Below are 22577 nucleotides of genomic sequence, written 5' to 3' on the forward strand. Positions count from 1 at the left end.
CCTTGATTAACCCCCTGTGCCGTGCGGTACCCTCTCCATGGAAGGGAGAGGGTTTTGGGTCACGGAACCGCAAACCTTTCCCGAAAGATCGGGGCAATATTTAGCCCGGCTGAACGCGATATAAGCCGGGCTTTTCTTCGGAAAAAGCGCTAGCGATGAGAGTTAATACAACGTCTTCTGCGGCGGGCCGGCAAAGCGCAGCGCGCCTATCTGGCCCATTTTAACTTCCACTACCGACGGCCCCGGCATCGCCAGCGCTTCGGTCATCACCGCCTGAAAATCCTCCGCCCGCTCCACGCTCCACGCCTGCAGACCGATAGCCTGCGCCAGTAGGGTAAAGTCCGGGGTATGCAGCTCGTTGTAATACTGGCGGCCGCCAAAATACTTATCCTGAATGCCGCGCATCACGCCGTAGCCGCCGTCGTTCATAATCAGCAGAGTGACATTGGCCTTTTCCTGAGCAAGCGTCGCCAGTTCGCCGAGGTTCAGGCTCAGGCCGCCGTCGCCCACCAGCCCCACCACTTTACGCTGCGGGTTGGCAATCGCGGTACCAATCGCCATCGGTAGCCCCATTCCGATAGCCCCGGCCAGCGAGTGAATATTCATCAGCGGACCGTGAGCGCGGAACAGACGGCTGCCCCACAGGCTGCCGGAAACGGTAATATCGCGCACCAGAATGCCGTCATCCGGCAGGGCCTGCGCAATCGCGTCATTCAATTTAGCGTAAGCGCCGCACTGTTCACGTAGCCCCTGCTCTGCCGCCGCTACCGCCGCTTTAAGCTGATTATCCCAGCGCGTATCGCCCCACATCCGACCCTGTACTCGCTTCGCCAGCGCGTCCAATAAAGCGCGGCAGTCCGCCACCAGCGTATTGTCCATCAGGTAGTTACGGCTGGCAGCCGCCGGGTCAATATCAATCTGCACCCGCGGCGTTGGCAGTTCCAGCGTCCACGAGCGCGTTTCGTTGCTGCGCAGACGTGAACCGGCCACAAGTGTGAAATCACATTGTGAAATCAACGTTTCTACCGACGGGGAATTATGAAATGCGCGCAGACTGCCGCGATGGCTGTCCGCCAGAATACCGCGCCCGTGAGTACTGGAAATCACCGTCACCCCGGCATCGGCCAGCATCTTCACCGCCTCGCCGCACTCTAAAGCACCGCCGCCGAGCCACAGCAGCGGCTGCTTCGCCTGCTTAAGCTGCGCCCACAGCGCATCAACCATTGCCTCTTCAGCTTCCGCCACCGGTGCCGTTTTTAGCGGCGCGGTCAGCAGCGACAGCGGAATTTTAGCGCCCTGAATATCAATTGGGATCTCCACCGATACCGGACCGCACGGCGGCGTTTGCGCTTCCTGAATCGCCTTATGCAGAATAGCCACCGCCTGATTAGCGTTGCTGATGCGGTAAGCGCGCTTCGAGCTGGCTTTCAGAAAGGTCAGCTGATCGCGGGTTTCATGAATAAAGCCGGTATCGGCGTCCAGCCAGGCTTTTTCCACCTGACCGGTGAGGTGCAGCAGCGGAGTACAGGCGTTCATCGCCTCAACCAGCGCGCCGACGGCGTTACCCGCCCCTGCGCCGGTGCTGGTCAGCGCCACGCCAAGTCCGGAAAAACGCCCGTGCGCGTCGGCCATCGTCACCGAGCCCGCCTCCCCGCGCGCCGGGACAAAGCGGATTTTATCCCGCTGGCCGACGGCATCGGCGATCGGCAGGTTATGGATAGAAATGACGCCATAAATGGCTTCAACGTGATACTGCTCCAGCGTTCTGGCGATGGCGTCGCCGACGGTTATCATCTCGCTCATTACTCACCCTTCTCTCAGTCGCACCAGTGGTTGACGCTATTACCCGTCGCCAGATAAATGCTCTTTTGCTGCATCCAGGCTTTCAGACCCTGGATACCTTTTTCGCGGCCCAGACCGCTCTCTTTAAAGCCCCCGAACGGGGTCGAAATGGAGAAAACCTTGTAGGTGTTGATCCACACCGTACCGGCTTCCAGCTGTTCGCTCAGGCGTAACGCCCGGCCGGTATCGCGCGTCCAGATCCCTGCCGCCAGCCCGAAGACCGAGTCATTGGCCTCGCGGATCAGCGCCTCTTCATCGCTAAAGCGCATCGCCACCAGCACCGGCCCAAAGATCTCTTCCTGGCAGACGCGGGCCTGATTGTTCAGTCCCTCAACGATCGTCGGCAGGAAATAGCTGCCCGCCGCCAGCGTCGGATCCGCCGGGATCTCGCCGCCGCACAGCACGCTGCCGCCTTCACGCTTCGCCAGTTCGACATACTCCAGCACGCTCTGGCGGTGCTTATCGCTAATCAGCGGTCCGACGTGAGTGTCGGCGCTAAACGGATGACCTACCCGCAGCCCGCGGGTTAATTCCAGCAGGCGGGCCATTAATTGTGGATACACTTTTTCATGAACAAACAGCCGCGAGCCGGCAATACATGCCTGGCCGCCGGAGCTGAAAATGCCGTAGCAGATGCCCCGCGCCGCCTGCTCGATATCGGCATCTTCCAGCACGATGGTCGGCGATTTACCGCCCAGCTCCAGCGAAGCCGGGATCAGCTTTTCCGCCGCCACGTGCGCCAGATGACGTCCGGTAGTGGTGCCGCCGGTAAAGGAAATTTTGCGCACCTTAGGATGGCGAGCCAGCGCATCGCCGATAACCGATCCTTTCCCCGGCAGGACGCTCAGCAGCCCGGCTGGTAAACCGGCCTGCTCAAAGATCTTCGCCAGATCCAGCGCCATCAGCGGCGTCGCTTCCGCGGGTTTGAGGATCACCGCGTTACCGGCGGCGATCGCCGGAGCGACCTTCTGCATTTCGCTGGCGATCGGCGAGTTCCACGGCGTGATCGCCGCCACTACGCCCAGCGGTTCATAGCGGCTCAGAGTCAAAAGATCCGCCTGACGCGGCGTCGGCAGCTCCCCTTCCAGCAGTTCGCAGGCGGCGGCAAAATAGCGTGCGGTGCCCGCGGCGCTCATCACCAGCCCGCGCGCTTCCGCCAGCGGTTTACCGTTGTCGCGGCTCTGCTTTTGAGTGAGCTCATCAAGCTGTGCTTCAATCAGATCGGCGACTTTATGCAGGATCTTTGCCCGCTGGTGTGGCAGCATCGTGCGCCACGCCGGTTCCCGCCAGGCGCGATCGGCACAGTCGATCGCTTCCTGCAGATCGTCCAGGCTTGCCGCATACAGCGCTGCATTAATCGTTCCATCCGCCGGGAACTGGCTGTGCATCAGGTTGCCGCCGCCGCGACGCCACTGGCCGCCGATAAAAATGTCTAATTCGTCCATCTTAGCCTCTCTGCGTTATGCCAGTTCACAGCAGGCGCGTACCGCGCTCAGTGCCGCCAGGGTCGAAGTTTTTGGATTGCTGGCAAGCGGCAGACCGCTTAACTCCAGATGAAATTCGCCGAACAGCCCTTCGGCGTGCAGCGTATGGGTATTGCGCTGGGTCGCCGGATCCACCATCAGCTGCACCCGGGTCGCATCCAGACCAATACCGCCCAGCGCAACGGTCGCCGCCACGTTGGCGTTAGCCGGGAACAGCCGCGCCGCTTCGCGGGCGCTGCCCTCGAAGAAGATTTGCGTTTCATTCACCGCATTAAGGTCAATAAGCTGCTCGGCATAGCTGCCGCGCCAGCTGGCCGGACTTTTACGCGATTGATAGGTCACGCGCTCAAGTCCCCCCTCTTTCGCCGCTGCCAGACCATCAATACCGGCTATCGCTCCGCTCAGCAGCGTCAGCTTGCCGCCCGCCTGGCGTAAGCGCTGTTCCAGTTCGCTGTCCGCCAGCGCCCCGGTGGAGATCACCGCCAGATGCCAGCCGCGGGCCAGCACCGCTTCGCCGTACTGGGCCACCGCCTGCTGGCTGGCGCACTCAAGCACCAGATCCGGCGTTTCATCGCATTGCTGCGGATCGCTCAGGGCAACGACCGCGTTGGCAAACTGCTGACGGATCGCCTCATGATGCGGTTCACGCGCTACGATCCAGCCCAACGACACCTGCGGCGGCAGACGTTCAATGACCGCCTGCGCCATCGCGCCATAGCCGATTAACATCACCTTTTTCATGCGTTTTCCTTACAGGTGACGGCAGAAGCCGCCGGAAACATCCAGCGCCGCGCCGGTGGTAAATGAAGCCAGCGGTGAGGCGAGGAACAGCAGCGCCCGTGCCGGTTCCTGCGGTTTGCCGAGGCGCGCCATCGGGATCCCGCGTTTGTGGGCGATATCGGCGGTCCACTGCGGCCAGCTCTGGCTCTTATCGCTGCGGTTTTCAAAACGGCGCTGCCACTGCCCGGACTCAACCATGCCCAGCAGAATCGAATTCACGCGGATGCCTTTGCCGACCAGCTCTTTCGACAGCGTGAGCGTCATATTGAGCAATGCGGCGCGGGCGGCGGAGGTGGCGATCATGTGCTCTTCCGGCTGCAGCGCCAGCAGCGAGTTCACGCAGGTAATCGATGCAATGTCCGACTGCTCAAGCTGCGGCTGGAACGCCTTTACCGGGTTAATTACGCCGAACAGCTTCAGTTCGGCTTCGTGTAGCCAGGCCTCGCGCGGCGTATCGGCAAAATGGGCGACGTAGCCCTGGCCCGCGTTGTTGATCAGCATGTCCGCGCCGCCGAAATGCGTCTTCACCGCTGCGGCAAAGGCCTGAACCTCTTCTTCCTTCATGACGTCACAGCGCCATGAAAATACTTCGCCTGTGGGATATTCGTTTAGCAGTGCCGCATGAGCGCTGGCCAGACGGTCCGGGTTGCGGCCGCAAAAGGCGACTTTCGCCCCTTCGCCCAGCAGCAGACGCAGCGTTTCGAAGCCGATCCCTGACGAACCGCCGGTGACCACCGCGACGCGTCCTTCAATTTGTGCATTCATCGCGCACCTCTTCCCCTATGCGTAAAAGCTGTTGGTTAAAAAACGTTTCGTTATCGAGATAGCTGGCATGCCCGGCCTGCGGGATGGCGGTGTAAGGCATGCGGTAGCGCAGCGCCAGTTCCTGTACCCTATCCGGCGGGGTAATGGCATCCTGTTCGCCGCACCACACGGCAAAGCGACCGTGATAGTCGGCAAGCCAGCGGTGAATATCATCGTGCGCCAGCATCCAGGCGGCCGCGAGATAGCCTTCGCTGCGCAGCCTGCGCATGCCTGCCGCCACCGTCGCCACGTCGGCTTCGCGCGCGCCGGGACGCAGCAGCTTCGCCGCCCGCTCCTGAGCCATCGCTTCACCGCCCTGCGCCATCTGCTGCTGACGTCCCTGCCAGACCTTTTCCCGCTGCGCGGCCTGCGCCTGGCCGTATCCCTGAGCAACGTCGGCGAGCACCAGATAAAGCACCCGCTGCGGGTATTTGGCGGCAAAGGCGGCCGCCACCAGCGCGCCCAGCGAGTGGCCAACCAGTACGGTTTGCCCTACCCCAGCGCGATCCAGCATCAGCGCCAGCGCGTCGGCATAGTCGCCGGCATCCGCCTGCGCCGTCGGGAGCATCGGGCTTTCGCCATAACCGGGCATATCCCAGGCCACAACGCGGTAGCCGGGAAGCGCCATTTGTTTATGCCAGGAGGCCGCCCCGGAGCTGATACCGTGTAGCAACGTCAGGGGTATACCGCTTCCTTGTTCACGAAAACCCGTCATCATCGCTCCTTAGTTACGCTTCACTTTTGACAGAGGATGATCTTCCGGATAGGTCGGAATATTCGGCTTCGGCGTACCGAGCATTACGCACATAAGCGCCTCTTCCTCGCCGTGGTTGAACAACCCGCGGTAGATACCGGCCGGTACGGAAATCAGATCGCGTTCGCGCAGTACGGTCTCGGTATAGTTGTCGCCATCCCGAACCATCAGGGTGATCTGCCCTTTGAGCATGAAGAACACCTCTTCCACATCATCATGCAGATGCAGAGGACCTTCGCATTTGGACGGCAGTACCATGGTAGAGAACGTAAAGTGTTCCGCCTGGACGGTATTGTTGTCGCTGGCGACGCCGGTTGCGCCGGTACCGATATAGCGCATTTGCGCGCGGCGATATTTCGGGTCGAAATCCGCCTGGAACTTCAGCGCATTCCAGTCGTATTTGCGACCTTCAAAGCGCGCGATACGCGACTCGACCCACTCTTCCATGGTCAGATGTTCAGGTTTCAGACTCGTTTTTGCGGTTACGGTTGAATCAGTCATCGTTTTATCCTCAGTAACGTTTTAGCAGCGGCAGTAACAGGAGACAGCCCACAGCTGCCATCACCGCCAGAAAGATCAGCCCGGAATCCATGCTATGGGTGAAGGCGATAAGCGCGCCCATCACCGCCGGCGATAACGCCCCGGCAAAGTTTCCCAGCCCGTTGAAAATGCCACCCGCCGTGGCGCTAACCCGCGGATGAGTTGCCTTGGCCAGCAGCGCGAAGATATTCGGCGCGCCGGTACCCCACATAAAGGTGCTAAAGCTCATCGCCGCGATCACCGTCAGCGGCGTGGTGAAATGCATCACCGCTGCCAGACCAATCCCCGCCCCCGCCAGAGAGATAAAGCAGGCGGCGGCACGCTTATCGACGCGGTCAGAAAGCCAGGCGCCGATGATTTCACCGAGCAGCATGGCGATAAACGGCATCGACGACAGCCAGCCGGCGTGTTCCAGATGGATCCCCTTGCCTTTAATCAGGTAGCCCGGCAGCCAGCCGTTGATTCCCCACAGGTAGGCGAGAAAAGCGATGTTAAAAACGCAAATCATCCAGAAGTGCGGGCTGACGAACAGCTCCCGGCGCGCGCTGCGGCGCGATTCCTTCGACGTTTTATCATCGCTGGCTTTCACCTCCAGCTTCACGCCGCGCAGCCCGATACGGACAAAGATCAGTACCGGCACCGTCAGCATCGCCATCACAAAAAAGGTGCTCTGCCAGCCGAAGTTGTTAAGCAACCAAATTGACAGCGGGAAACCAATCGCCGCGCCAACCGGCGTGCCGAGCAGCCACAGCATGGTGGCCCGCGCCTGCAGATGTTGCGGGAAGGTATGGCGTACAATAGCGAACGCCAGCGGGAACAGCGGTCCTTCAGCGATCCCCAGCAAAATACGCAGCGTCACCATCAGCGTATAGTTGTGGGTAAAGCCCATTACCAGCATTAAAACGCACCACACCACCATCATCCCGGTAAGCAGGCGCAGCGGCGCAATACGATCGCCCAGCCCGCTTAACAGCACCGAGGAGAAGCCGTAGCTAAGCAGAAAAGCGCTCATCAGGATCCCCAGCCGGGTGGTATCAAAGTCCATCCCCATCGCCTGCTGGAAGTGACTATCGGAAAACAGCGCGGCAATGCTGATTTTGTCGAAGAACGCCAGCAGTACGCAGGCCAACAGCGACAGCGGAATGGCCCAGCGAACCGCTTTTTCAGGCGTGTGAACGCCCTCGCCGTTCGCCTCAACGGGCGCGGCGTTAGTCTCTAATGTGGTCATCTCTCCCCCTTAAGGGTTCGCGTGGTTTATCGCAATGACATCAACGAGAAAGTCAGATCGCCGAGCGGGACTTCTGCAAGATCCCTCCCCGCCGCCATCCAGCGTTTTGCCAGCTTGACGGTGCGCGCATCGTTAAACGCCACCAGTTGGCTTAACCTTCCATCCTCCTTAAGGGAGAAATAGAGCGCACCCTTGGGATCGTCGCGGACGATGGTACGGCTGCCCGCCTGCGGAATACCGAGGATCTGAATATTGCGATCGTACTGATCCGACCAAAGCCACGGGGCCTCGTCGTAGCCGTCGGCCTGCGGATTGAGCATCGCTTTCGCCGTCGCCACCGCCTGGTTTTGCGCGAAAGCCCATGACTGAATACACAGTCCGTACTGATGGTGCTGAGCGACATCGCCGGCGGCGTAAATCGCCGGATCGCTGCTGCGTCCCTGGGAATCAACGATAATTCCGCGCTCAATCTCCAGCCCGGCATCGCGCGCCAGTTCGAGATTCAGATCGACGCCGATCCCTACCACCACCGCGTCGAAGGTTTCCCGCTGACCGTCGCAGTGCAGCGTTGGCAGGCCGTTATCGTCTTCCAGTTCCAGCGCGCCGCAGCCGCAGCGAATATCCACGCCCTGCTCGCGGTGCAGCTGCGCCAGCGCCTGCGAAACTTCCGCGCTCACCGAGCGCATACATAAAGCCGGCTGCTGTTCATAAAGAGTCACGGCTACGCCGCTTTTACGCGCCGAGGCGGCAATCTCCAGGCCAATCCAGCCACCGCCGACAATTGCCAGCCGGGTTGCCGACGCCAGCCGCTGTTTCAGGCGCTGCGCATCCTGCCAGTGGCGCAGGGTATATACCTGCGGATGCCGTGCCCAGGCTTCAGAAGGCAGGCGCGCGCGTCCACCGGTGGCGATCAGCAGCTGGTCATAGGCCAGCGTTTCACCGTTGCTCAGAGCCACCGTTTTATTCGCGCGATCGATTGATTCGGCGCGTAGCGGGCGATACCACTTAAGATCCAGCGCCTGCTGCGCTTCTTCGCTGAATAATCGCGGCAGCGCCGGTTCAGCCTCCAGCAATGCCGCTTTCGACAGCGGCGGGCGCTCGTAAAAGTCCCATTGCTCTTCAGCGACCACGCAAATCTCTCCGCTGAATCCTTCGTCGCGCAGCGTTTTCGCCGCCCAGCCGCCCGCCTGGCCGCCGCCGATAATGACTATCCGCGCCGTCATACTGCCTCCGGCTTTTTCTGCTGGCGGCGAGTATCGTGGTCGATACCGCCCTCCACCGCCCATTCGGTAAAGGAAACGAGCGAGTGCTCCAGTTCGCGCGGCTGCCAGTTTTCCGTCAGATAATCATCGTTGGTGTAATACTCGAAGGCGCCGCCGGTCGGGCTGTTGACGTACCAGAAGTAGGCCGAAGAGACCGGATGACGGCCTGGGCCGATAAAGGTGCTCCAGGCATTTTTATTCATCGCGATGCCGCCGCCGATCACCTCGTGAATATCGCGAACGGTAAAAGCAACATGGTTTAATCCGGGCTTGCGGCCAGGTAGCTGCAGCAGAAAGAGATTGTGGTGGCCGCCGTGCACGCCGCAGCGCAAGAATACCGCGCGATTAATGTAGCGGTCTGAAACCTGGAAACCGAGGATCTCACGATAGAAGCTCTCCACGGCCGCCAGCTCTTCGACGAAGAACACCACGTGGCCTACGTTGATCGGCTGCGCGCGATCGTAAACCGGGCTTGGCGTGTCGATGCGGCGAATATCGCCCCACTGGTTGATTGGTTCAACGTTCAGTTCCACCGGCGTCTGCTGGCTTACCTGAACGCGTAGGGTCATGCCGTTGGGATCGCGACACTCCAGCGCGCCGTCGATTTCACGAAAACCGGGTTGACGCTCAAGCTTCGGTCGCAGCGCATCCAGCGCCGCCTGGTCCGCCACGCCCCAGGTCATACGACGCAGCGTATTGCCCGCTTCAAAGGCCGGCGGCAGGTCCGCGGCGTCCGTCGGGTTAAGTTCGACGCGCGCGCCGCTGAGGGTAGTAAACACGCGGCCGCTGGCATCGCCAGTCAGGCCAAAATCCTGCATAAATTTAGCGCAATGCTGAAGGTCGTCTACGCCAAATTCCAGCTTTTCAATTCCGGTAATACTCATTGTGATCGCCTCTTTACCGTTCAGTCGCCCGAATTTGGGCGTAAAACATGCCCGACGCATTCAAGCGCCTGCTGTTAAGTGTTTGATTTAACTAGCCTGCGACAAATATCCCAGGAAACCGGAAATTCTGTCCGCCGCTATGCTGACGTCGTTCTGTAACCGTTCGCGATCGCTTTGCGGGATCTCATCGGATGGCACCAGAATACTTACCACCCCGGCCACCCGGCCGCTGCGGTCATACACCGGATAGACAATCGATGAGATACCGTGGCGGAAGAACGATTCGCCGATTACGTACCCGCGGGCTTTATCCTGCTGCACCATCTGCCACAGCGCTTCGCGATCGTGCAGCTGGCCCGGGGTATTGCCCGGCAGCCGCTCGTCGGGGAACAGCTGTTCGAACTCGCTGCGTGGAACATCGGTCAGCAGCATGCGGCCCAGCGAAGTACAGTGCACCGGCAGCCGCGTGCCGACGCTGACCTGGTTTATCCGCGAACCGGCAGCGCTGACGCGGGCGATATAGATAATGTCCCGGCCGTCGCGGATCGCCAGATGGCTGCTGCACTGGCTGACATCGCGAAGCTGCTCGATAACCGGCTGGCCCACCTGCGCAATATCCAGCGAGGCGATATATTCAAAGCCCAGCCGCAGCACGTTCATCCCCAGCGAAAAGGTGTTGGTACGCGCGTTGCGCTCAAGAAAACCCATATACTCAAGCGTCTGCACCACGCGATAGGCGGTTGCTTTCGGCATATCCACCAGCCGATGCAGCTCGGCGAAGGTCAGTTCGCGATGCTGTTCGCCGAAGGCCAGCAGCAGCTGTAAACCGCGCTCAAGACCGGGCACCAGATACTTCACTTCCTGATCGTTCGCCATACCGCCTCGCTTATTAGTTAAAAACAAAACCGCCGTTGACCGGGATTAGCTGACCGGTGATAAATCGCGACAGATCGCTGAGCAGCCAGACCACGCTACCGGTGACATCCTCAGGCTGCTGCGCGCCGCTGAGCGCACGGCCATTCTCATACAGCTGATGGCGCTCGGCGGGAACGTATTCCGTCGCCTCGACGCGGGTTAGCCCCGGCGCGATGGCATTAATACGGATCCGTTTTTCACCCAGTTCGCGGGCCATTGAACGGGTCATCGCAATCACCGCGCCCTTACTGGCGACATAGGCCATCAGTCGCGGAGCGCCCCACAGCGCGGTATCCGAGGCGACGTTGACGATCCCAGCCCCTTCGCGCAGCAGCGGCACCGCCGCGCGAGTTACCAGCCAGGTGCCTTTGACGTTAACCGTCATCACCCGATCCCAGAGATCCGGATCGTAATCGAGCATATTTTTACCGCCGACGCCGGTGGCCATCGCGGCGTTATTCACTAACCCGTCAATTGGCCCCCGCTCACCGATAGCGTGGAATACCCGGTCGATCGAATCACCGTCAGCAAGATCGATGACGTGGGCTTCGATGCGGTGACCGTTTTCCTGGAGACGATGGGCGCTTTCCGCCAGCTCGCCTTGCAGAATGTCGCACATCACCACCGACGCGCCCTGTTCGGCGCAGGCGGCGGCAAAATGGTAGCCCAGGCCACGCGCCGCACCGGTAACAACAATGCGTTTACCGTTCAGCAGGCCGTTCATCAGGCTGCACCCTTCTGCTCTTCACGGATGGCCAGCTGTTCCTTCGCCGCTTTCTGCATCATGCGGCGCAGACGGGAAAGACCAACGTCGTGCTGATAAAGGTATTCATGATCGCGAGCATTCGGCGCCAGGCTTTCCAGCACCACGCGATCCTGTTCAAGTACTTCCCAGTGCAGTTTTTCCAGACGGTTGCGGTACATGAAACGCCACAGATCGCGCTGCCAACCTTGTACGCCGCGGATACGCCAGAAGAAGACGCGGCAGTTGTCGTTATCTTCCGGAACCACCATACCCACGATCCAGAAGTGGCCGCCTGGTCCAAAGCGTTTCTGATACGGGATAGAGAGACGCATCCAGTAGGTTCCGCTGTGGCCCAGCTCAACCCAGTCGAAGTTGACGCCGACCTGTCCTTTTTTCTCGAAGATAAAGCCGGTTTCCGTCGGCTGCAGGACCATATCGGCTTTGCGATCGCCTTCCGCCATCGAGTGTGATGAGGAGTGCAGATAGGTGCCGTGCATCGGGTCCATGACGTTTTCCAGCGCGTACTGGTAGTTACATTTCCACGCTGCGGTACACAGAAAGTTGCTGTATTTGTCACTATTAGCCAGCTCTTCGGGAAAGCTCAGTTCTTCCGGCTGCTGGTCTTCCGTAACGCCGAACCACAAGAAAATAGCGCCATGAACTTCCTGGACGTTGTAGCTGCGAACGCACTTCTGGCCGACCAGCGGGCAGCGGTCAACCGCCGGAACATCTTTCACTTCACCGTCACCGGCCACTTCCACGCCGTGATACCAGCAGGCGATACGATCGCCCAGGTTCCAGCCCATCGACAGGCGCGCGCCGCGGTGCGGGCAGCGGTCTTCCAGCGCTTGTACCTGACCGTCTTTATTACGCCAGATAACAATCTGCTCGCCGAGACGGGTAATGCCTACCGGCGCTGATTGCACTTCCCAGCTCGCCAGTACCGGATACCACAGACCGCGTAGTCCTTTATCAAGATAGTTTTGTACCGTTGTTGTCATCGCTGTGTCCTCAGTATCCGTTAACCTGCAAAAATGCCTCAAAGCTGCTTTCGTTCCACGGTTCGCCCTGCTGGTCGTACATTCTGATGCCGTTAAGACCATTCACCAGTTCGCTCAGCGTTTCCGCGCCCTGTTCGAAAAGGGTTTCCAGCGTTGCGATAAGCTGAAGCTCCCAGTTTTCCGGCACCCGGCTACGGGTCTGCCAAATCAAATTATGGTAGTCGCCAGGCTGATGGATATTGCCATTACCACCCTCCGCCGGCGGCGTAAACTGACGGTTTTCCGGCAGCGCCGGGTTGAAGTCCAGGGATTCGCTCATGCCACGTTCTCCTCGATAAAAGTAATCTGGATCTGATTGTCGTATACCCGTACCGGGTAACGATTAAGGTTGCGGCCACCGGGGCCATGCAGGCACTGGCCAGTTTTGACGTCGAATACCGCTTCATGCAGCGGGCATTCCACTTTGCCATCTTCAACAAATCCCTGGCTCAATAGCGCATAGGCATGAGGGCAAACGTCTTCCAGCGCGTAATATTCGCCATCAATCAAATAAATACCGATTTCTTTACCGTCGATATTGCCGCTATAAGGAAAATCTTCCTGTACTTGCTCCGCGTCACATACGCCTATCCAGCTCATCGCAATCCTCCAGGCTTTGTTTCATATATGAAACTTTGTTTCTTATGTAATACGGTCAATATAAAAGCGACTAATATTTCGTCAAGCGTTAATGTGATTGAATTGTTAACAAAAGGCTTTTTAATTAGCTAAGTGTGGAATTGATCACGAAAAATTGCAGCCAGATGAAATGATGATATTTAAAGCGTGGTTTCATTATAAATATTACTACCTCTTCAAATTTGAAACCTGGCTATTGACTTCTTTTCATGGTGATCATTAAAAATGAACTCCACGGCAAATAGTCGGGTTTCACAGATGAAACAAACAATAATTTTTACCTTTAAAAACATCAAGTTTCATAGATGAACCATTTTCATTAAGTGACTATTTCGCACGTTTAAAAAATAACAATCAGCATTGATGAAATTAGGCAAAGAGGCAAATGATGACGGCAAGATGGCAAGGAACTCTGGCATTACTTTTGTTAATAATTATTTCTTATGTCGATCGGGTAAATATCTCAGTAATGATAATCAACCCCGATTTCGCCGCTCACTTTCATTTAAATGAAAACAGAATGTTACAAGGCATGCTGATGACATGCTTTCTTCTGGGTTATGGATTCTCGGCTTTGTTATTAACTCCGCTTATAGAAAGTAAGCTAAATTACCGTCAGGGACTGTTAGGCAGCGTTACCATATGGGCATTAGTGTGCGCAATCTCACCGCTTTTGGGTTCGCTGCTGGGAATGTTAATCGCGCGCATTGTGCTCGGCGTCGCCGAGGGGCCGCTCTTTTCGCTAAAAACCCGCTTTATCAACGATAATTTCGCCGCCGATGAGGTTGGCAAACCCAACGCCGTGACCGCTCTTGGCGTCTCGCTTGGCCTGGCCGTAGGCTTCCCGCTGGTCACCTGGTTGATGGCCCACGTCGGCTGGATGGGGTCGTTTTACGCCCTGGCGGTGCTGAACCTGGCGCTTGGAGGTGGAGTGATCTTGCGCTTTTTGCCCGCCCCCGCCGCTAATGAACGCCGCGCGAAACCAGGCATCATCAAAACCTTTACTCTCGCGTGGCGCACGCCTCTGCTCGGCTGGATCCTGCTGGTGGAGATAGCCACCCTCAGCTATCTGTGGGGCAGCAGCGCCTGGCTGCCTGCCTGGCTGCGCGACGAACATCACTTTTCGCTCCAGGCTACCGGCATGCTGGCAGCGCTCCCCTTCCTGCTGAGCCTGGGATCAAAATTTCTCGGCGGGGTGCTCCTCGATAAGATGCGACCGGAGCAAGCGCCAGTGCTGTTTATTTTCGGCGGCCTGCTGACTGCCCTTTCGGTACTGGCGCTCATGCTCAGTCAGCAAACGGCGATGCTGGCGCTTTTTATGCTGGCGGCGAACGTTTTCTGGGGATTGCAGGGCGCAGCAATTCCCGCGGTCATACAGCACCATGCGCCGCGTGAAGCGGTGGGCAGCGCCTATGGGATCATTAACGGTATCGGCAATATCTGCGCGGCGTTTATTCCACTGCTGATGGGAATGGTGATGAAATCGGTGGGCTCGGTGAGTTCGGGTTTTTCGGTGCTGGTGGTATCACAGCTGGTTACGCTCTGTGCCGGAGGCGTACTGCTGCTGCGCATGCGTCGCGCAGCAGCAGTAAACACCTCTATCCCCTAAATAATTCGAGTTGCAGGACAAAACGGCTAGCCGTTTTGAACAGCGCTTGCGCTGGCCCCGTAGGGGCGAGGCCGAAGGCCCGAGTCACGCGGCGACGCAGAGAATCCCCAGGAGCTTACCCAAGTAAGTGACTGGGGTGAGCGAGGAAAATGCAACCTGAAGTATGACGGGGATAGGCTTATTCGCCTTTTTTCGCCGCCTGAATGTAGAGCATTTCCAGCGCCAGCGTCGCCGCCGCCAGGGCGGTGATTTCGGACTGGTCATAGGCCGGCGCGACTTCCACCACGTCCATGCCGACGATGTTCAGATCCTTCAGGCCACGCACCAGCTTAATAGCGCGATCCGAAGTCAGGCCGCCGATCACCGGCGTACCGGTGCCCGGAGCAAACGCCGGATCGAGACAGTCGATATCAAAGGTCAGATACACCGGCATATCGCCGACGATCTGCTTCACCTGAGCGATCACGTCATCGACACTGCGATCGTTGACCTGGCCCGCATCAAGCACCGTAAAACCGTTGTCTTTATCAAACTCGGTACGGATACCGATCTGCACCGAATGATTCGGATCGATCAGGCCCTCGTTCGGCGCAGTGTAGAACATGGTGCCATGGTCAAATTCGCAGCCGTTGGCGTAGGTGTCGGTATGCGCATCAAAATGCACCAGCGCCATTTTGCCGAAATGCTTAGCATGCGCGCGCAGCAGCGGCAGAGTCACAAAGTGATCGCCGCCGAAGGAGAGCATGCGTTTCCCTGCGGCCAGCAGTTTTTCCGCGTGGGCCTGCAGCTTTTCACTCATTTCACGCGCGTCGCCGAAGGCATAAACCAGATCGCCGCAGTCCACCACGTTCAGGCGTTCACGCATGTCAAAGTTCCACGGGAAACGGTTGTGTTCCCACGCAAGATTAGTAGAGACCTGACGGATCGCCGCCGGACCATGACGGCCGCCCGCGCGTCCGGAGGTCGCCATATCAAACGGTACGCCGGTGATGACCCAGTCCGCATCGCTGTCATACGGCATGAAATTCATCGGTAGACGCAGAAAACCAAATGCGTTGGATACCAGGGAGTTATCGTATTGATGACCTAAGGTACTCATGGGTATGACCTCTTTTACCGTCGTTGTATTTGAAAAAAGATATAAAAAAACCCTTTCGCGTCGTTAGGCCCGACGAGAAAGGGTTTGATTTATACCCGTCATACTTCAAGCTGCTTGCGCGTTGGCTACGGGCTACTCGGCCCATCCATGAGCCTCACCCTAACGGGCCGCCGTTACACGGCGTTCAAATCAGCTCCCGGGGACTCACTTCCTTGCCGGCTTCCAACAACTCGAATTACTTTGGGTATACATATAACGTATTGAGCGTAATTATCGCCCTAAAACTACCCGGCTTCAAGCGAAGCGTTTATTTGCGGCAGGGCGGCGGCGCGAAGCCGTTGCTGTCTGCCGGGAAGGCCTGAGCGGAGCACGGCGGCAACGTTTTTGCGGCCGGCCCCTGTAATGCAAATGCCGCAAAACCAATGACGCCGGTATTGCGTACGTCTCCGTGTGCAGAGTTAGCCGCATAGGAATCAGCAACATCAGAGAACTGAAATGCCGCTTCCGTATGCTTATCTTTTCTGAAGCCTTTGATCGTCAGCGACTCGCCCGCGTTAACAATGTAACCGTTGTTGTTTAGAGTGCCCGGTTTGCCGTTCAGCACGTCGAGCCCATCGACGGTTGTAACAATTTCATAATTCGTATCACGACTATAGTTACGCACATACAATTGATAATTAGCGCCAACCTTCGCTGGAATAAAATATTGCCATTGTTGCGTCTGGCGGCTATAACGACGAGTAATCGGAAGAGAGTTAAAATTAGCGTCACGAACCGCATATTCCAGTTCGTTAATACGAACACTGTATACCTTGTCATATCCCGACTGATAACGAGCTGAATAGTTTATCACTACTATTTCGGAGGGATCGCGCCCGGCACGCTCAGCCGAAACGCCTTGCACCGTTGAGTGTACATCGCCGCCCCAGGCGGTCCCTACTTCTGAAGCTGTTACATTACTGTTGTGCATTGAGCTTGAACAACCGCCCAGTAATAACAGTACTCCGGCAATTACGCTGTTAATCTTAAATCCTTTCATCTTTGCTCCTTCTCTGCTGCGGGATAAGCTGTCAGAGATAGTAAAGGTATATTTAAAATTAAGAAGCGTGATTTATCATATTTCAGATTCAGGTAATAAAAAAAGAGCCGACTTATATCAATAAATCGGCTCTCAAGCAGAATACTCTTAATTACTCATCTTCGAGATAAGTATATCCGTATAAACCCGCTTCGAACTCTTCAAGGAACTGCTGCTGCAGGGCTGCATCCAGATCCGTCTTTTTCACCTGATCGCGGAACTGGGTCAGCAGCGTGTTCGGATCCAGCTGTACATACTGCAGCATATCCGCAACGGTGTCCCCTTCATCCGACAGCTCAACTTCGACGCTGCCGTCAGGGAACACAAACACATCCACAGCTTCCGTATCGCCGAACAGATTATGCATGTTGCCGAGGATCTCCTGGTAGGCACCCACCATAAAGAAGCCCAGCATCGGCGGATTTTCGGGATCGTATTCCGGCATCGGCATGGTGGTGGCAATACCATCGCCGTCTACATAGTGATCAATCGCGCCATCGGAGTCGCAGGTGATATCCAGCAGCACCGCGCGGCGTTCCGGCACCATATTCAGCCCTTCCAGCGGCATCACCGGGAATAGCTGATCGATACCCCATGCATCCGGCATCGACTGGAACAGCGAGAAGTTGACATAAATCTTGTCCGCCATGCGCTCCTGCAGTTCATCGATAATCGGACGATGCGCGCGGTTGCTCGGATCGAGCTGTTTCTGCACTTCATGACACATATTCAGGTACAGCTGCTCGGCCCAGGCCCGCTCCTGAAGATTAAAGATGCCGGAAGAGTAGCCAATGTGAATATCGTGAAGATCCATCTGGCTGTCGTGCAGCCATTCGCGCAGCGAACGGCGGTTGCCGGTTTCCTGCATCTCCAGCCAGGTTTCCCACATGCTTTGCAGCGGACGCGCGGCGTCCTCCGCTGGCGGCGTCGCTTCGGTATATTCGTTACGCTCAACGCCGATAATATTCGATACCAGTACGGTGTGGTGCGCAGTAACCGCGCGTCCGGACTCGGTAATCACCGTTGGATGCGGTAGGCCGTTCTCTTCGCAGGCATCGCCAATCGCCCAGATAATGTTGTTGGCGTATTCATTCAGGCCGTAGTTCACCGAACAATCTGACTGCGAACGCGTGCCTTCGTAGTCAACGCCAAGACCACCGCCAACGTCGAAGCACTGAATGTTCACGCCCAGCTTATGCAGTTCAACGTAGAAACGCGCGGATTCACGTACGCCGGTGGCGATATCGCGAATATTGGCCATCTGTGAGCCAAGGTGGAAGTGCAACAGCTGCAGGCTATCCAGATGCCCGGCGGAGCGAAGAATTTCAACCAGTTGTAAAACCTGCGTTGCCGCGAGGCCAAATTTTGATTTCTCGCCGCCGGAGGACTGCCACTTACCGGAGCCCTGCGAAGCCAGACGCGCGCGCACGCCAAGACGCGGCACCACGTTCAGCCGCTCGGCTTCTTCCAGTACGATGGCGATTTCCGACATTTTCTCGATGACCAGATAGACCTTATGGCCCATCTTTTCACCCACCAGCGCCAGGCGGATATATTCACGGTCTTTATAGCCGTTACACACAATCACGCTGCGGGTCATACCGGCGTGCGCCAGTACCGCCATCAGCTCCGCCTTAGAACCAGCCTCCAGACCCAGCGGCTCGCCGGAATGGATAAGAGACTCAATCACCCGGCGATGCTGGTTAACCTTAATTGGATACACCAGGAAGTAGTCGCCGTTATAACCATAAGACTCACGCGCGCGTTTAAAGGCGGCGTTAATTGAACGCAGGCGGTGCTGCAAAATCTGCGGGAAGCAGAACAGTGCGGGCAGACGCTGCCCCTGAGCTTCACGCGCTTTCACCAGCTCGGCAAGGTCAACGCGCGCTTCCGGAACGTCAGGATCCGGGCAGACGCTGATATGGCCCAGTTCGTTAACGTCGTAGTAGTTATTACCCCACCAGGCAATATTGTAAGTACGTAGCATCTTGCTGGCTTCCTGGGAGCTCATCGCAACCTCCTGCATGGAACGTAGTACACCGTGATCGCCTGCTGACGAAGGCGAAGACAAAGACATGTCGTCAGACATAGCGAACCTCAAATTTTAGTAACAAGTGTAAAACAGTTGACTACTATCGCAATCCGAAGAAGCGATAACAACCCATAAACAGTCCGAAATCCCAGCAGATAGTGCTGATCTTGCGGCTGCGCGACCGGTTTCTTATTCATATCATCGTAAAACACGTACCCGAGCGGAGTATGACAGCCCGGAGAAACCACGAGAAAACCCTTGCGATGGCAAGAGCGCCCTTGTTCAGTTTTCCAGTCGCCTGCCGGCCCGGGAATCCTGAGAAGCGCCGAGATGGGTAGAACATCGGCTGGCGTGCATGAGAGAGATGCAGGTTGTGGGATAGTGACGCGCGACGGAACGACGCGACGAATCAGGCGAAAAACGTGGGTTCATTATCTGGTATCACCTCCACACTGCCCCGGTACGGGCCAGCGACAAGCCAAAGCTATACATTCCGAACAGCCAGCAAAAATGCCGCCGCGGGATTCTGTAAATACAGACTGCTTAACCCGGCTGGAAGTGGCGTCACGAGGTGCAAGCCCGTGCGCTTTTTTAATGAGCCGCGCGCGGCGTTTTATACCGATAAGCAGGTTAAAAAGCAAAATAAAAATATGCGTGTTGCCGCACGTTGTCAGGAAAAATTGCCACCACCTCTTTTCCATAAATGCGACGAATATCAAAAAAGGCTGGAAATGGTATCAAGAACTGCCATAAAATAGCCGTCCAGAAGTTAATCCATCTATACTGATTAACACTCAGACTGCTCGTGTCACTACCTGCAAGCTTTGGTAGAGTCATCCGTCAAAGCCATTCTACACAACAGTATGAGCTACCCGAATCGTCCACAGGTGAAATAAAACATGGCAAAACACCTCTTTACGTCAGAGTCCGTATCAGAAGGGCATCCCGACAAAATTGCTGACCAAATCTCCGACGCCGTGCTGGATGCAATCCTCGAACAGGATCCGAAAGCGCGCGTAGCATGTGAAACCTATGTCAAAACCGGCATGGTTCTTGTTGGCGGTGAGATCACCACCAGCGCATGGGTTGATATCGAAGAGATCACCCGTAATACGGTCCGTGAAATTGGCTACGTGCATTCCGATATGGGCTTTGATGCCAACTCCTGCGCGGTGCTGAGCGCCATCGGTAAACAGTCTCCGGACATCAACCAGGGCGTTGACCGTGCCGACCCGTTGGAACAGGGCGCGGGCGACCAGGGCCTGATGTTTGGCTATGCCACCAATGAAACCGACGTGCTGATGCCTGCACCTATCACCTATGCTCACCGCCTGGTGCAGCGTCAGGCTGAAGTGCGTAAAAACGGCACCCTGCCGTGGCTGCGTCCGGATGCGAAAAGCCAGGTTACTTTCCAGTATGATGACGGCAAAATCGTGGGTATTGACGCGGTAGTCCTGTCGACCCAGCACGCTGAGAATATTGACCAGAAATCACTGCAGGAAGCGGTGATGGAAGAGATCATCAAGCCGGTTCTGCCGACCGAGTGGCTGAACAGCGCAACAAAATTCTTTATCAACCCGACCGGCCGTTTTGTTATCGGCGGGCCAATGGGCGACTGCGGCCTGACCGGACGTAAAATCATCGTTGATACCTACGGCGGCATGGCTCGTCACGGCGGCGGCGCGTTCTCTGGTAAAGATCCGTCTAAAGTGGACCGTTCAGCGGCCTACGCGGCGCGCTATGTAGCGAAAAACATCGTAGCTGCTGGCCTGGCTGACCGTTGTGAAATTCAGGTTTCCTACGCCATCGGCGTCGCGGAGCCAACGTCAATCATGGTTGAAACCTTCGGCACCGAAAAAGTCCCTTCCGAACAGCTAACCCTGCTGGTGCGTGAGTTCTTTGACCTGCGTCCGTATGGCCTGATTCAGATGCTGGATCTGCTGCACCCGATCTACAAAGAGACGGCGGCTTACGGTCACTTTGGTCGCGAACATTTCCCATGGGAAAAAACCGACAAAGCAGCCCAGCTGCGCGAAGCGGCCGGCCTGAAGTAAACTCCCTCTCCCCGCTTTCAAGGCCAGCTTAATGCTGGCCTTTTGCTTTTCATGTCCGTCAGTTTCTCCCGTCTCTTTCACCAAAAACGCTTAATGGAAGCGATTACATAGCATGCAGAGCAAACATGCCCTTCTTATACGCACAAAATGTAATAACCCCTCACTTTGTTACACAACATTTCAGTAAAGTCTGATTAGCGCTTTTCATTTACTCAACTAAAATCAATTAATAGCCTGATTTAAATAGGATTATAGCAATTACGTTTCTTTACTCTAGTGTAACCGATTACACAGTCGTGATTGTTATCACATTTTTTTATTACGTATTTACCTACCCTAAGCATCGACAAAATCAATAATTCAACCGGAGGCGTTATGCCTGACAACAAAAAACAAGGGTGTTCTAACAAGACAATGACGTTTTTTGTCTGCTTCCTCGCCGCACTGGCTGGCCTGCTTTTCGGCCTGGATATCGGTGTTATTGCGGGTGCCTTACCCTTTATTGCTGACGAATTTCAAATTAGTGCCCACACCCAGGAATGGGTCGTCAGCTCCATGATGTTCGGCGCCGCCGTCGGCGCGGTCGGCAGCGGCTGGCTCTCCTTCAAACTCGGGCGTAAAAAAAGCCTGATGATTGGCGCCATCCTGTTCGTTGCCGGTTCGCTGTTTTCCGCGGCCGCACCGAACGTTGAGGTCCTGCTGATTTCGCGCGTGCTGCTTGGCCTGGCCGTTGGTGTCGCTTCCTACACCGCCCCGCTATATCTGTCTGAAATTGCGCCAGAAAAAATTCGCGGCAGCATGATTTCGATGTATCAGCTGATGATCACCATTGGGATTCTCGGCGCCTATCTTTCCGATACGGCTTTCAGCTACAGCGGCGCATGGCGCTGGATGCTGGGAGTGATTATTATCCCGGCGGTCCTGCTGCTGATTGGCGTTGTCTTCCTCCCGGACAGCCCGCGCTGGTTTGCCGCTAAGCGTCGCTTTGTCGATGCTGAACGCGTCCTGCTGCGTCTGCGTGACACCAGCGCCGAAGCGAAACGCGAGCTGGATGAGATTCGCGAAAGCCTGAAAGTTAAGCAGTCCGGCTGGTCGCTATTTAAAGAAAATAGCAACTTCCGCCGCGCGGTATTCCTCGGCATCCTGCTGCAGGTGATGCAACAGTTCACCGGTATGAACGTCATCATGTACTACGCGCCGAAGATTTTTGAACTGGCGGGCTATGCCAACACCACCGAACAGATGTGGGGTACCGTTATCGTTGGTTTGACCAACGTTCTGGCGACCTTTATCGCCATCGGGCTGGTCGACCGCTGGGGTCGTAAGCCGACGCTGATCCTTGGCTTTATCGTCATGGCGCTCGGCATGGGCGTTCTGGGCAGCATGATGCATATCGGCATTCACTCCGCGGCGGCGCAGTACTTTGCCGTGCTGATGCTGCTGATGTTTATCGTCGGCTTTGCGATGAGCGCCGGTCCGCTGATTTGGGTGCTGTGCTCGGAAATCCAGCCGCTGAAAGGACGTGATTTTGGTATCACCTGCTCGACGGCCACCAACTGGATTGCCAATATGATCGTCGGCGCAACGTTCCTTACGATGCTGAACTCGCTGGGCAGCGCCAACACCTTCTGGGTCTATGGCGGCCTGAACGTCCTGTTCATCTTCCTGACCCTGTGGCTGATTCCGGAAACCAAAAACGTTTCGCTGGAGCATATCGAACGTAATCTGATGAAAGGCCGCAAGCTGCGCGAAATCGGCGCGCGCGACTAGACTGACGCGCTTCCTCCC

The 22577-nt window shown here is 56.8% G+C and carries 21 protein-coding genes; 3 read left to right on the forward strand and 18 right to left on the reverse strand.

What is annotated here, in order from left to right:
* Positions 1–162: 162 nt before the first annotated feature.
* The 14 genes from GJ746_RS21375 to GJ746_RS21440 all read right to left on the reverse strand — a co-directional run bounded on the left by GJ746_RS21375 (position 163) and on the right by GJ746_RS21440 (position 12878).
* The gene (locus tag GJ746_RS21375; protein WP_154681994.1) at positions 163–1803 is read right to left on the reverse strand and encodes a thiamine pyrophosphate-binding protein; all 1641 of its coding nucleotides are present in this window, start codon (positions 1801–1803) and stop codon (positions 163–165) included.
* A gap of 14 nt (positions 1804–1817) precedes the next feature.
* Positions 1818–3287 carry an aldehyde dehydrogenase gene (locus GJ746_RS21380; protein ID WP_154681995.1) on the reverse strand — a complete coding sequence of 490 codons (1470 nt, stop codon included), beginning with the start codon at positions 3285–3287 and terminating at the stop codon, positions 1818–1820.
* A gap of 15 nt (positions 3288–3302) precedes the next feature.
* Positions 3303–4067, reverse strand: a complete 765-nt coding sequence (locus GJ746_RS21385) for an aspartate dehydrogenase (protein ID WP_154681996.1) — start codon at positions 4065–4067, stop codon at positions 3303–3305.
* A 9-nt stretch (positions 4068–4076) separates the two neighbouring features.
* Positions 4077–4871, reverse strand: coding sequence for an SDR family oxidoreductase (locus GJ746_RS21390; RefSeq protein WP_154681997.1), 795 nt, complete (start codon positions 4869–4871; stop codon positions 4077–4079).
* On the reverse strand, positions 4855–5625 hold the full coding sequence (locus GJ746_RS21395) for an alpha/beta fold hydrolase (RefSeq protein ID WP_154682794.1): 771 nt from the start codon (positions 5623–5625) through the stop codon (positions 4855–4857). Before GJ746_RS21395 ends, GJ746_RS21390 begins: the two co-directional genes overlap by 17 nt.
* Before the next feature lie 9 nt (positions 5626–5634).
* Entirely contained in the window at positions 5635–6165 is a 531-nt protein-coding gene (locus GJ746_RS21400; RefSeq protein ID WP_154681998.1) for a cupin domain-containing protein, read from the reverse strand.
* A 10-nt stretch (positions 6166–6175) separates the two neighbouring features.
* Complete coding sequence (locus tag GJ746_RS21405; RefSeq protein WP_154681999.1) at positions 6176–7432, reverse strand: MFS transporter; 1257 nt, start codon at positions 7430–7432, stop codon at positions 6176–6178.
* Positions 7433–7458: 26 nt separating this feature from the next.
* On the reverse strand, positions 7459–8655 hold the full coding sequence (locus GJ746_RS21410) for an NAD(P)/FAD-dependent oxidoreductase (RefSeq protein WP_154682000.1): 1197 nt from the start codon (positions 8653–8655) through the stop codon (positions 7459–7461).
* Entirely contained in the window at positions 8652–9578 is a 927-nt protein-coding gene (locus GJ746_RS21415) for a VOC family protein (protein ID WP_154682001.1), read from the reverse strand. Before GJ746_RS21415 ends, GJ746_RS21410 begins: the two co-directional genes overlap by 4 nt.
* Before the next feature lie 87 nt (positions 9579–9665).
* Positions 9666–10454: an IclR family transcriptional regulator gene (locus tag GJ746_RS21420; protein WP_154682002.1), complete on the reverse strand. Its 789-nt coding sequence runs from the start codon at positions 10452–10454 to the stop codon at positions 9666–9668.
* A 13-nt stretch (positions 10455–10467) separates the two neighbouring features.
* Positions 10468–11217 (reverse strand): SDR family oxidoreductase, encoded by a 750-nt coding sequence (locus GJ746_RS21425; protein WP_154682003.1) that lies wholly within the window; start codon positions 11215–11217, stop codon positions 10468–10470.
* Entirely contained in the window at positions 11217–12239 is a 1023-nt protein-coding gene (locus tag GJ746_RS21430; RefSeq protein ID WP_154682004.1) for an aromatic ring-hydroxylating oxygenase subunit alpha, read from the reverse strand. The genes GJ746_RS21425 and GJ746_RS21430 overlap by 1 nt, the downstream gene beginning before the upstream one ends.
* Before the next feature lie 10 nt (positions 12240–12249).
* Complete coding sequence (locus GJ746_RS21435; protein ID WP_154682005.1) at positions 12250–12558, reverse strand: recombinase-like helix-turn-helix domain-containing protein; 309 nt, start codon at positions 12556–12558, stop codon at positions 12250–12252.
* Positions 12555–12878 (reverse strand): Rieske (2Fe-2S) protein, encoded by a 324-nt coding sequence (locus GJ746_RS21440; protein WP_004151769.1) that lies wholly within the window; start codon positions 12876–12878, stop codon positions 12555–12557. The genes GJ746_RS21435 and GJ746_RS21440 overlap by 4 nt, the downstream gene beginning before the upstream one ends.
* A 427-nt stretch (positions 12879–13305) precedes the next feature.
* On the opposite strand from GJ746_RS21440, the gene GJ746_RS21445 reads away from it, so the two are divergent.
* Positions 13306–14526: an MFS transporter gene (locus GJ746_RS21445; RefSeq protein ID WP_154682795.1), complete on the forward strand. Its 1221-nt coding sequence runs from the start codon at positions 13306–13308 to the stop codon at positions 14524–14526.
* Positions 14527–14704: 178 nt separating this feature from the next.
* Here GJ746_RS21445 and speB read toward each other — a convergent pair whose 3' ends face one another.
* From speB to yqgB, 4 genes are all read right to left on the reverse strand, one after another.
* The gene (gene speB, locus GJ746_RS21450; protein WP_004205166.1) at positions 14705–15625 is read right to left on the reverse strand and encodes an agmatinase; all 921 of its coding nucleotides are present in this window, start codon (positions 15623–15625) and stop codon (positions 14705–14707) included.
* A gap of 307 nt (positions 15626–15932) precedes the next feature.
* Complete coding sequence (locus GJ746_RS21455; protein WP_154682006.1) at positions 15933–16664, reverse strand: hypothetical protein; 732 nt, start codon at positions 16662–16664, stop codon at positions 15933–15935.
* A gap of 151 nt (positions 16665–16815) precedes the next feature.
* Entirely contained in the window at positions 16816–18792 is a 1977-nt protein-coding gene (gene speA, locus GJ746_RS21460) for a biosynthetic arginine decarboxylase (RefSeq protein WP_154682007.1), read from the reverse strand.
* Positions 18793–18800: 8 nt separating this feature from the next.
* Entirely contained in the window at positions 18801–18932 is a 132-nt protein-coding gene (gene yqgB, locus GJ746_RS21465; RefSeq protein WP_075210876.1) for an acid stress response protein YqgB, read from the reverse strand.
* A gap of 702 nt (positions 18933–19634) precedes the next feature.
* Between yqgB and metK the strand changes: the two genes are divergently transcribed.
* Together metK and GJ746_RS21475 are read left to right on the forward strand one after the other, a co-directional pair.
* On the forward strand, positions 19635–20789 hold the full coding sequence (metK, locus tag GJ746_RS21470) for a methionine adenosyltransferase (RefSeq protein WP_154682008.1): 1155 nt from the start codon (positions 19635–19637) through the stop codon (positions 20787–20789).
* Between the two features lie 375 nt (positions 20790–21164).
* Positions 21165–22559, forward strand: a complete 1395-nt coding sequence (locus GJ746_RS21475) for a sugar porter family MFS transporter (RefSeq protein WP_154682009.1) — start codon at positions 21165–21167, stop codon at positions 22557–22559.
* Positions 22560–22577 lie beyond the last annotated feature (18 nt).

Origin of the sequence: Klebsiella oxytoca, from assembly GCF_009707385.1 — a bacterium.
GTDB classification, from domain to species: Bacteria; Pseudomonadota; Gammaproteobacteria; order Enterobacterales; family Enterobacteriaceae; genus Klebsiella; species Klebsiella oxytoca_C.

Coding starts and splice junctions, on each gene's coding strand:
- GJ746_RS21375 (WP_154681994.1), bottom strand. CDS start 1,803: ATGAGCGAGATGATAACCGTCGGCGACGCCATCGCCAGAACGCTGGAG.
- GJ746_RS21380 (WP_154681995.1), bottom strand. CDS start 3,287: ATGGACGAATTAGACATTTTTATCGGCGGCCAGTGGCGTCGCGGCGGC.
- GJ746_RS21385 (WP_154681996.1), bottom strand. CDS start 4,067: ATGAAAAAGGTGATGTTAATCGGCTATGGCGCGATGGCGCAGGCGGTC.
- GJ746_RS21390 (WP_154681997.1), bottom strand. CDS start 4,871: ATGAATGCACAAATTGAAGGACGCGTCGCGGTGGTCACCGGCGGTTCG.
- GJ746_RS21395 (WP_154682794.1), bottom strand. CDS start 5,625: ATGACGGGTTTTCGTGAACAAGGAAGCGGTATACCCCTGACGTTGCTA.
- GJ746_RS21400 (WP_154681998.1), bottom strand. CDS start 6,165: ATGACTGATTCAACCGTAACCGCAAAAACGAGTCTGAAACCTGAACAT.
- GJ746_RS21405 (WP_154681999.1), bottom strand. CDS start 7,432: ATGACCACATTAGAGACTAACGCCGCGCCCGTTGAGGCGAACGGCGAG.
- GJ746_RS21410 (WP_154682000.1), bottom strand. CDS start 8,655: ATGACGGCGCGGATAGTCATTATCGGCGGCGGCCAGGCGGGCGGCTGG.
- GJ746_RS21415 (WP_154682001.1), bottom strand. CDS start 9,578: ATGAGTATTACCGGAATTGAAAAGCTGGAATTTGGCGTAGACGACCTT.
- GJ746_RS21420 (WP_154682002.1), bottom strand. CDS start 10,454: ATGGCGAACGATCAGGAAGTGAAGTATCTGGTGCCCGGTCTTGAGCGC.
- GJ746_RS21425 (WP_154682003.1), bottom strand. CDS start 11,217: ATGAACGGCCTGCTGAACGGTAAACGCATTGTTGTTACCGGTGCGGCG.
- GJ746_RS21430 (WP_154682004.1), bottom strand. CDS start 12,239: ATGACAACAACGGTACAAAACTATCTTGATAAAGGACTACGCGGTCTG.
- GJ746_RS21435 (WP_154682005.1), bottom strand. CDS start 12,558: ATGAGCGAATCCCTGGACTTCAACCCGGCGCTGCCGGAAAACCGTCAG.
- GJ746_RS21440 (WP_004151769.1), bottom strand. CDS start 12,878: ATGAGCTGGATAGGCGTATGTGACGCGGAGCAAGTACAGGAAGATTTT.
- GJ746_RS21445 (WP_154682795.1), top strand. CDS start 13,306: ATGACGGCAAGATGGCAAGGAACTCTGGCATTACTTTTGTTAATAATT.
- speB (WP_004205166.1), bottom strand. CDS start 15,625: ATGAGTACCTTAGGTCATCAATACGATAACTCCCTGGTATCCAACGCA.
- GJ746_RS21455 (WP_154682006.1), bottom strand. CDS start 16,664: ATGAAAGGATTTAAGATTAACAGCGTAATTGCCGGAGTACTGTTATTA.
- speA (WP_154682007.1), bottom strand. CDS start 18,792: ATGTCTGACGACATGTCTTTGTCTTCGCCTTCGTCAGCAGGCGATCAC.
- yqgB (WP_075210876.1), bottom strand. CDS start 18,932: ATGAATAAGAAACCGGTCGCGCAGCCGCAAGATCAGCACTATCTGCTG.
- metK (WP_154682008.1), top strand. CDS start 19,635: ATGGCAAAACACCTCTTTACGTCAGAGTCCGTATCAGAAGGGCATCCC.
- GJ746_RS21475 (WP_154682009.1), top strand. CDS start 21,165: ATGCCTGACAACAAAAAACAAGGGTGTTCTAACAAGACAATGACGTTT.